At 33.4% G+C, this 10,000-nt stretch carries 8 protein-coding genes; 1 reads left to right on the forward strand and 7 read right to left on the reverse strand.

The window, feature by feature from the left end; genetic code table 11:
- The first annotated feature begins 266 nt into the window (after positions 1–266).
- Positions 267–932 carry an SGNH/GDSL hydrolase family protein gene (locus LDL23_RS09965; RefSeq protein WP_291265560.1) on the forward strand — a complete coding sequence of 222 codons (666 nt, stop codon included), beginning with the start codon at positions 267–269 and terminating at the stop codon, positions 930–932.
- Between the two features lie 30 nt (positions 933–962).
- Here LDL23_RS09965 and LDL23_RS09970 read toward each other — a convergent pair whose 3' ends face one another.
- The 7 genes from LDL23_RS09970 to LDL23_RS10000 form a co-directional block, all read right to left on the reverse strand.
- Positions 963–2,846, reverse strand: a complete 1,884-nt coding sequence (locus LDL23_RS09970) for a DUF349 domain-containing protein (RefSeq protein WP_291265561.1) — start codon at positions 2,844–2,846, stop codon at positions 963–965.
- A 372-nt stretch (positions 2,847–3,218) separates the two neighbouring features.
- Complete coding sequence (locus LDL23_RS09975; RefSeq protein WP_291265562.1) at positions 3,219–3,974, reverse strand: shikimate dehydrogenase; 756 nt, start codon at positions 3,972–3,974, stop codon at positions 3,219–3,221.
- Positions 3,975–4,060: 86 nt separating this feature from the next.
- On the reverse strand, positions 4,061–5,029 hold the full coding sequence (locus LDL23_RS09980) for a DUF368 domain-containing protein (RefSeq protein ID WP_291265563.1): 969 nt from the start codon (positions 5,027–5,029) through the stop codon (positions 4,061–4,063).
- A 57-nt stretch (positions 5,030–5,086) separates the two neighbouring features.
- The gene (locus LDL23_RS09985) at positions 5,087–6,481 is read right to left on the reverse strand and encodes a tetratricopeptide repeat protein (protein WP_291265564.1); all 1,395 of its coding nucleotides are present in this window, start codon (positions 6,479–6,481) and stop codon (positions 5,087–5,089) included.
- A 182-nt stretch (positions 6,482–6,663) separates the two neighbouring features.
- The gene (locus LDL23_RS09990) at positions 6,664–7,854 is read right to left on the reverse strand and encodes an aspartate aminotransferase family protein (protein ID WP_291265565.1); all 1,191 of its coding nucleotides are present in this window, start codon (positions 7,852–7,854) and stop codon (positions 6,664–6,666) included.
- Between the two features lie 72 nt (positions 7,855–7,926).
- A complete protein-coding gene (locus LDL23_RS09995) occupies positions 7,927–9,702 on the reverse strand; it encodes an OstA-like protein (RefSeq protein ID WP_291265566.1) in 1,776 nt (591 codons plus the stop codon).
- Positions 9,703–9,737: 35 nt separating this feature from the next.
- The coding region (locus LDL23_RS10000; RefSeq protein WP_291265567.1) for an adenylosuccinate synthetase at positions 9,738–10,000 on the reverse strand (263 nt) is incomplete at its 5' end.

Here is a 10,000-nt window from a genome sequence, read left to right on the forward strand (position 1 = left end):
TAAGATAAAGTTTCTTGAGACAGGTTGAGTTCAATTCTCTTCTGTCTGATTCTCTCTCCAATTGATTTTATTACTTCTATTTCTTCAAAATTTTCCACGAATTAAAATTCAACAATACTTGAAAAAATACTAGACACATATATGTGTCTTTTTAAAATATTTTAAGATATTTACAAAATAAATATTGCAATACGGTTTTCCGTAAGGAAATGTCAGGGTTCACTATTAATCTTGCATATAATATTTTAAATCAAAAAAAGATTCAAATGAAATTATTAAAAACAATATTTGTTACGCTTTTGATAGTAAGTTGTTCAAATGATTCATATATTAGTAAGCCATTATCTATATTGGTGGTAGGTAATTCAATTACTAAAGCAGAACCAGGTGGTGAGTGGTTAGGAAATTGGGGAATGGCAGCTTCACATCCAGAATTAGATTTCTGTGGTAGATTAAAAAATCATTTTGAAAATTCAGAATTAGATAAGCTTAATATTGCTGTTTGGGAGAATAATTTAGATTATGATTTAAATCAAATTACCCCAATTATAACTAAATCTTATGATTATATTGTTTTTAAATTAGGGGAAAATGTAAGTGACAATAATAGAAATAGATTTAAAGAAGATTTTCGAAATATGATAAATCATTATAAGCAATCTAAAAGTAAAATTATAATTGTTTCAACAGTTTGGAATGAATATGAATTTGATTTAAATGGAAATCCTTTTGTAGTTGAATCTTTGAAGGATAAAGCAATGAAAGAAGTAGCGGAAGAGGAAGATTATGTTTTTGTTGATATTTCAGAAATGAGAAATGTTAGTGATTATTATGCATGGAATGAATATATTGATCAAGCAATTGCATCACATCCTAATGATAATGGTATGTTGTTTATTGCAAATAAAATTATAGAAAAAATAGAAGAATAAAAAATCCCGAGTTTAACTCGGGATTCTATCTTACATATTTTTAATTTGTTGTAGCTTTTCTTTCCACAATTTCAAGTCGTCTTTGTGGCGTTCAATGTTTTTCTGAACTTCTTTAATAAAAGGATTTTCACCTTTCGAACTACTGCTAATAAACTGAATGTTGTTTTCTAACTGGAAAATTTCGCTTTGTACTTCGTCGATTTTCTTTCTGATGAAGAATTGCTCTTGTTCTAAAGCTCTGCGGTCGTCACCTTCCGATAATTGCTCTAAACGGTTGCTAAAACGCATCATTTCGGTATCTTTTTTAGACATGCTTAGTTTTTCAAACAAGGCATCTAAAATTTTATTGAATTTTCCTTCAATGTGTCTTCTGTTAAAAGGCACTTTTCCAAAAGTTTTCCAAGTCGCAATGTGTGCTTTTATCGCATCTAAATCCGCTTTATGCTCACCAGTTAAAGTGAATGATTTTAACTCTTCTAAGAATGCTTTTTTCTTTTCAAATGCTTCTACTTCTTCACCAGTTTCGGCATTTCTTGCTTCATGCATTCTATCAAAATACGCATTACACGCATCTTTAAAATCTTTCCAAATGCTATCCGAATATTTACGAGGCACATGTCCAATTTTCTTCCAATCGTCCTGAATTTTCTTCATAATTGGAGTAGTCGCAGCGAAATCGGTACTTTCTTTTAACGATTTTGCTTTTTCAACTAATTCTAATTTCTTAGTTAAATTCTCGTGTTGCTCGTGTTTGATGTCTTTATAGAAAACGTTTTTGTTCGCATTAAAAGAACGAACTGCATTTTTAAAGTTAGCCCAAGTTTCCTCCGTTACTTCCGCTGGCACTTTTCCTGCTTTAAAGAACGCATCACGCAACGCTTCCATTTTCTGAATTTGCGCTTGCCATCCACTGTGCGAATCGATTTTCTCGGTTCCTAAAGCGATGATTTGCGAAATGATTTCGTTTTTAATCGCTAAATTTTCGGTTTCTTTTCCTCTCGCTTCTGCGTATAAAGCTTCACGTTTATCGTGCATTTGCTTCGTAATTTCGCTGAATTCGTTCCAAATCGCTTCTCTGTGTTCACGATCTACTGGACCAATTTCTTCTTTCCAAACGCGGTGTAACAATTGCAATTCGCGGAAGGCTTTCATTACGTCAGTTTCGTTCAACAATTCTTTAGCTTTAGCAATGATTAATTGTTTTTGCTCTAAATTGTTTTTCAAATCCAAATCACGCGCTTCTTTGTCTAAGTGCATGATGTCGTAAAATCGCTCCATGTGAAAATGGTAGTTGTTCCACAAGATGTTGTATTTATCTCTTGGAATTGCACCTGCATTTTTCCAACGCTCACGAATTTCGTTTACTTTTTTGAACATATCGCTAATGCTCGTATCACCTGAATCGATTAAGTTTTTCAACTCGTCGATTAAGCTTTCACGAACCGCAAAATTCTGTTCTAAATTGTTTTGTAATTGTTTGAAATGTTTCGCTTTACTCGCTTTGTATGCGTTGTAAATGCCATCAAACTTATTTTTTAAAGGGAAGTGATACTCAAAATCTAAACCGTCTTCGTTGTTTTGAGCTAAGAATTCCTCTTTTTTCTCGTCTATAAAATGGTGGTATTTGTCCGAAAAAGCTTTTCTAATGCCTTCTACATGGTCTTTAATCGCCATTACTTTTTCGTTCTCAACTAATTTTTCAAGTTCCTCGGTTAAGGCTTCCATCGACATTGCATCGTAATCCAAAACTGGGATTTCGTGCTTTTCTTTTATCGAATCATCTTCGCTTTCTTCTGCATTAGAATTGTCTATTTCCTCTAATACCGATTGACTAATAATGGTAACACCATCTAATTGTTCCATTTGGTCTTGTCCATCTGCGTTGTGCAGGTTATCATGTGTTGCTTCTGACATTGTATAAATGCTTAAGGTTACTAATATTGTGTGAAGATAGTAAAGCACTCCGAAAATTCAAAAAAAATCGACTAATTATCGCTTATTTTCTTTGAAACGAGTGTTTTGGGCTTTCTTGCCATCCATTTTCCCGCTATCCGCTATACAAGGTGTCGCTCCTATCGGGGTTAGATAGCTATTAAATGGCTTTCTTGGGATTGGTTTTTTGAAGATGTTTTGGTTTTGTGTGTTTCAGAGTAAACGCACAATTAAATGTTTTCTATGCAAAGTGAAACGCCTAAAATCAACGCGTAGTTTTCTAATATGTCTATGTGTTTAAAAGAAAATCAGCTATAATCCGCGCTTAAAAACCCGTGTCATCCGCGTGCTTACTTACTCATTCCAAATCTTCCAAGCTTTCTCCGCTTGTAAAACCAACATTTCGTAACCGTTTTTCGTCACGGCGCCTTGGGCTTTAGCCTTTTTTAAAAATGCAGTTTCTTCTGGATTGTAAATTAAGTCGTAGGCAATGTGTTTTTTAGTAAATAAACTGTAATCTAAATTCGGACAATCGTCCACATTTGGATGCGTTCCTACTGGAGTAGTGTTGATGATAATCGTGTACTCTTCGAAGATTGAAGCGTCTAATTCTTCATATTTGTATTGAAATTCATCAGCTGTTCTAGAAACAAAATCGTATTCGATTTTTAATTTTCGTAAAGCGTAAGCAATGGCTTTACTAGCGCCACCCGTTCCTAAAATCAATGCTTTTTTATGATGCTCTTTCAATAAAGGTTGTATCGATTTTTTGAATCCGTGATAATCGGTGTTGTAACCTTTTAGTTTTTTCTTTTTGGAAATGGTTATGCAGTTTACAGCGCCAATTTTCTTAGCTGTTTTTGATAATTTATCCAAATACGGAATAATCTCTTCTTTGTAGGGAATCGTTACGTTTAAACCTCGTAAACCTTTAATTTCTGTAATTATTTTTGGAAACTCTTTGATGCTTTCAATGTCGTAATTCTTGTATTCGCAATTGTCGAAATGTCCAATTTCAAACTTCTCATTGAAATATTTTTTTGAAAAAGAATAGCTTATGTTTCGACCAATTAAGCCAAATTTCAACTGTTTTTTTGTTTTCTTTTTCATTGGTATTGAGTTAAAATTACAATCTATCAAATATAATCAGACTCTTGTTTTTATTTGTTACAAGAATGTTATTTTTTTTAACAATTTTAGTTTTTACCCAATTTACTTGCCATTTTTTCCATTCCAAAAATCAATACAAATCCTAAAATGGCTAATACAACTGCCATGGCAATTTGCGGTTCACCATTGAAATTTTGAGGTAAAATACTTTTGTCGATATAAGGCACCACTTCACCATGACTATTGATTCTGGTTTCTAAAACTTGTTTCCAAGGCCAAACTTTATTCAAAGAACCAACCATGAATCCTACTAATAAGGTTAATGTGGTGTTTTTATGATGGGCAAACATCCAATGCAATATTTTAGAAAATGATTTTAAGCCGATAATTGCTCCAATAGCAAAAACACCTAGTTTTAATAAAGCTGAAACTAGAATTTCAGAATTAGCTGTGGTTAACCCTTTACTAAAAGTATTGATAGTTCCAATAACCGTTTCATACGAACCCATTAAAAGCAAAATGAAGGCTCCTGAAATTCCAGGTAAAATCATCGCGATAATGGCAATAAATCCAGATAAAAATAAATACCAATAACTATCGGGAGAACTCACTGGTCGCGCAATGGTAATGTAATAAGAAACCGTAATTCCGATTAATAAAAAGAGAATATCGACTAATTTCCAACTTGTAATTTCTTTCCAAATTAATGTAATACTTGCAATTATCAATCCAAAGAAAAATGACCAAACTAAAATGGGTTGGGTTTCTAATAAATGCGTAATCACTTTTGAAAAAGTCAAAATACTGATTCCGATTCCGGATAATAAAGCCAATAAAAAACTACCGTTTACTTGTTCCCAAGCTGCTTTTAATCCGTCTTTTTTTAATGTTTTTAATACCGAAAGATTCACATTATTAATGCTATCAATCAATTCTTGATAAATACCAGAAATAAAAGCAATAGTTCCACCAGAAACACCAGGAACTACATCGGCAGCTCCCATGGCTAAACCTTTAAGCGTAATAATTAGATAATCGGGAAATAGTTTTCTCATTGCAATAAAAATTCCAAAGCATCGCTACTTTGGAATGGATTAAGGGTTGTTAATTTTTTATTTTTTAAACTTTGATATCGTATTCTGAACTTCTGTTCTTTCCCAAACTACTGGGAATAACTCTTGAAACAAAGATAGATGTTTTGGTTCTAATTTCATTCCATTGATTAGATGAAGATTTCCTTTTGTAACATCGTCCATAAGAAAATACAATCCAGCCAAACGGTATTCGATTTCATATTCATCTGGTAAAACACTACTTGCTTCTAAAAGAATTTCGATAGCGGTATCAAACTCGCCTAAATATTGTAAAACATCCGTCCAAAGTGTGAACGTGTCTAAATTGATATCGCCGCATTCAAATGCTTTTCGATAGCCGTATTCTGCTTCTTCAAAGAAATGTAAGGCGCTATTTACAGCTGCAAAACGTTTCCAGTATAACGAATTGTCACCATCAATTCCAATCGCTTTGTTAACGTAATACAATGCTTTTTGATAGTTTTTTTGGCGAATGTAAAAATCAGTAATCGCAATCCAACCTTTGTCTAACAACGGATCTTCGTGAACTGTTTTTAAGTAATAATTTAATGCGAATTCGGTGTTTCCTAAACGTTCGTAACATTTTGCCACACGAAGTAAAACAAATGAAGAAGGATCGTCTAACTCTAATGCAACGTTATAGCAATCAATTGCTTCTTGATATTTTTTTAGCTTTTCATACGATTTTGCTTTCTCCATGTACGCTCCTAAGAAGGTTTCGTCAATTAAAGTTGCATAATCGAAAGCCCAAACTGCTTTTTCGTAGTTTTTCAACGCATAATATTGACGACCTAGCTGATGCCAAGCCACTTCACTATACGGATTTTTATCAATGAATTTGTTTAGATAAACAATGGCATCTTCGTTTTGATCTAAGAAATCAAAACAATAGACCACGTTGTAAAGTGCTGAGTAATCTTCGGTATCTTCATCTAAACACTTGATGAAATTTTCCTTCGCCATTTCCAAATTGTCCATGAATAAATATTCCATTCCAATCATAGAATAGACATCCGCATAATCATCAGTATATTTCAAAGCGATTTTTAGAAAAGAAATAGCCTTTTCATGTTCGTCTCTTTTTGAGTAAATGTTGGCTTTTTGAATGTAGATTTCTTCGTTAGTTGGTTCGATAGCGTATAACTCGTTCAGTAACTTTTCAGCAATTTCGAGTTTGTCTTCGTAAACCAACATTTCTACCTGAACTAATTTTAATCCAGTAGATTTTGGATGTTGTTCTAAACCTAATTTAAGCGCTCTTTTAGCCAAATTCAATCGGCCAGTATCCATATAATGAAGAATAATATCTTCAAATTCTTCTGAATCAAAGAAAAAAACTTTGTTGGTTTTTAACATCGATTCAAATTTAGATAAGGACAAGCTGTTTTCTTCTTCTTCGTGACTCAAATTCATAGCGCTTCGTTTTATGATTTTATCCTTATTAAAATTAAGGAATAATATTGGGGTAGTGGTTTTAGGGGCGAATTGTTTTAAACAATTTAATTAACAATTTACAATTGCAAGAGCAATGTCAAAAATCAATTTCAAAATAGAATTTGTGTTGTGAAAAACATCTAGTTCCTATTTCCAACTTCCTACTTCATTTCTTTTTCTATCTCATTTAATACCTCAATAATAATGCCACAACCTTTTGTAATTTCTTCATTACTAATGGTTAATGGCGGTGTAATTCGAACAGCGCAACCTTCGAAAAGGAGCCAAAATAAAATAACACCTCTTTTATGACAGCGTAAAATTACTTCATTGGTTATCTCAGGTGAATCCGTCATCGCTGCTAACATAAGCCCTCGACCGCGTATTTCCTTGATTAATGGATGCACTAAAAACTTCTTGAAAAGTTGTTCTTTTTCTAAAGTTTCAGCCATTAAATTGGTTTCCGTTATTTCTTGTAATGTTGCCAAACTCGCTGCCGCTATGACAGGATGTCCGCCAAAAGTGGTAATATGTCCAAGTTTTGGATCATGACTTAGTAAATCCATCATTTCGGCTGAAGCGGTGAAAGCTCCAATAGGCATTCCGCCACCCATTCCTTTTCCCATCACTACTACATCAGGAATAACATCGTAGTTTTGGAATCCGAAAAGTTTTCCGGTACGACCGAATCCAGGTTGGATTTCATCTAATATCATAATAGCGCCCACTTCATTACAACGTTGGCGTACTTTTTTTAGAAAATCGTTTTGCGGTTCAATAAAACCAGCACCACCCTGAATCGTTTCTAATAAAATACCTGCTGTTCTAGTGGTGATTTTTTCTAAATCGGCTTCATTATTGAACGTAATAAAATCCACATCAGGAATTAAAGGACGGAAAATTTGTTTGCGTTCTTCGAATCCCATTACGCTCATGCTTCCCATAGTGTTGCCATGATACGCATTGTGACATGAAATTAACTGACTTCTGCCTGTAACTCTTCGAGCTAATTTTAATGCACCTTCAATAGCTTCCGTTCCTGAGTTTACCAAATACGTTTTCGTAAGTGGATAAGGAAGATTTTCGGCTAATAATTTACATAATTCTGTTGCTGGATGTTGGGCATATTCGCCATACACCATCACATGAGAATAGGTGTCTAATTGTTTTTTGATGGCATCATTTACTCGTTGTGGTTGATGTCCTAATGTGTTTGCTGAAACTCCGGCAACCATGTCTAAATAGGCATTGCCATCAGTATCGTAAATATAAGAACCCTTAGCGTGGGAAATTTCCATAGCTAATGGGTGAGGTGAGGTTTGTGCTTGGTATTTAAAAAAATCTTCAATCATTTTGTTGTAGAATCGTTAATGTGTTAAATTGTTTAACTGAAAATGAGTTAATTTCTTTAACCATTTAATTGATTATTTTTTTGGGGTTGTTTTTTTCTTTACTTCGGTTTTTTTCTCAGTTTTCTTTTCTTCGGCTTTTTTATTGTCGTCGTATTCCAATGTTTCTTTTTGGATTTCCATTGGTTTTTCAGCAGCAATAGCTTTCTTTTTAGCTTCGATTTGAATTTTATCGTCTAAAGCAATTTCTTCTGCAGGGAAAATATCGTCTTTACTTAAAATCCGTTCATCACCGCGCCATAAGAAACCTCTCAGTTTTCGAGCGTTTTCAGGGAAATCGGCTTCAGGATAAATGTGACTATCGGTTTTAGTGAAGAAAGTTATCGCATCGATTTTATTTTCCTCTAATTCCAAGTTAATCTTACTACAAACCGTTTTGTTAATTCCGATGAACTCATTGGCATCGTTGTACATGTAATAAATGACTTCGGCATTCTTGACAACATCGACTTCTTTTAGTTTGCTATCCACAAATTTTCCATACAAATTTTGCCCTTTTATTTGGTTGTAACCATTTTTACTAAGACTGTCTTTTTGGATAATAAAGGCGTTATTGAGCACTTTTAATGAATCTAATTTCTGTGTTTTGTTGTTTCCGATAAGATGCATGATGTCGCCTGTCATTTGGTTTTCGTTGTTCCAAAGAATAGGTTTTCCAATCATTTTCGTCAATTGTGTTTTATTGTTGGAATGAAGCGAATCGCATTTTCCACTCATATCACTTTTATAAAAACGCACATTGTTGAAAGCACGAATCACACGGTCTTCTTGCGGACCGGATACAATAATTTTTTTTCCGTGCATGAACAAAGTATCTTTTTCTACCAATGTTTTTACTAAAGCTCTTTTGGTCAAAATCATAGAGTCTTTTTTGGTCGCTGCATTGCGGTACAATTCTGCGTAATGACCTGTAGCGATTACCTTGTTGATGGTGTCGGTAATTTTTACATTGTTGATACCTCTTGAATAATTTTTCTTTCGGTCGTAATACAAATCATCGCCTTCAATAATTTTATTATCGAGCGTAATTTTGGAGTTTTTAGAAAGTTTTCCTATATCGTTTGTAGTATCGTAAAATCCGTTTTCGGTGTAAATTACGTTTTCTTTACTAGTTATGGTAGAAGGTCCAAAAACATAAGCATGACCTGAATTTTCGTAATAATCTAAGTTATTGGTTTTGATGGTACTTTCAGGATTCGTAACTGTTACTGCTGTAGTAAATTTATATTTTTTTTGGTCTACATAATAGCGCCCCGATTTACTTCTTAAGGTATTTTCTTTATTACGAATGGTTCCATAAGTGTTGTAAAATGCTTGTTGGTTTTTCTTATCGAAATAAACCGTATCTGTTGTGAGTGTAGATTCTGGCGAACGCAAAACAACATCACCAGTGGCAAAAGCAAATTCTTTATCACCGTTGTATTCTGCATAACGGCTGTTCATGGTAATGGTATCCCCTTGATTCATTTGAACGTTTCCGAATGCTTTTACATAATTTTCATCTTTAAAATGATAGGCTTTGTTGCATACCATTCTTACTCCGTTGTGGATAATACGAACATTTCCAGTGAATACGATAGCACCCGGAATTTCGGTCTGATTCATATCTACGAAATCAGAGTTTTCAATGATGATTTTTTTCTTTTCTTGTGCTGTCGAAAAGGTTATCGTTAGCAATAAAAAGGCTATGTATAAAAATGTGTTTTTCAAGTCGGATTTATTTTGAGCCAAATTTAAGTAAAAACTCGAAAAGCCATTGATAATTAAGAATATTTTATCATTTAAGAGCATAAAAAAACGCTTTCAATTGAAAGCGTTTTTAGTAATTATTTCATTATCGTTTGTTTTCTGTCTGGTCCAACTGAGATTACTTTGATTGGTACTTCAACTTCTTTTTCAATGAATTCGATGTATGTTTTTAATTCTTGTGGTAATTCATCATACGATGTCATTCCAGTTAAATCTGCTTTCCAACCTTTCATTTCGGTGAAAATTGGAGTAACATTTTCAGGTTCGATATTGTATGGTAAATGTTGAATTTTTTGTCCTTTATAGTTATAACCTGTACAAACCTGTAATGTATCAAAAC

The sequence above is a fragment of the Flavobacterium sp. genome (assembly GCF_020217025.1).
Classification (GTDB): Bacteria; Bacteroidota; Bacteroidia; order Flavobacteriales; family Flavobacteriaceae; genus Flavobacterium.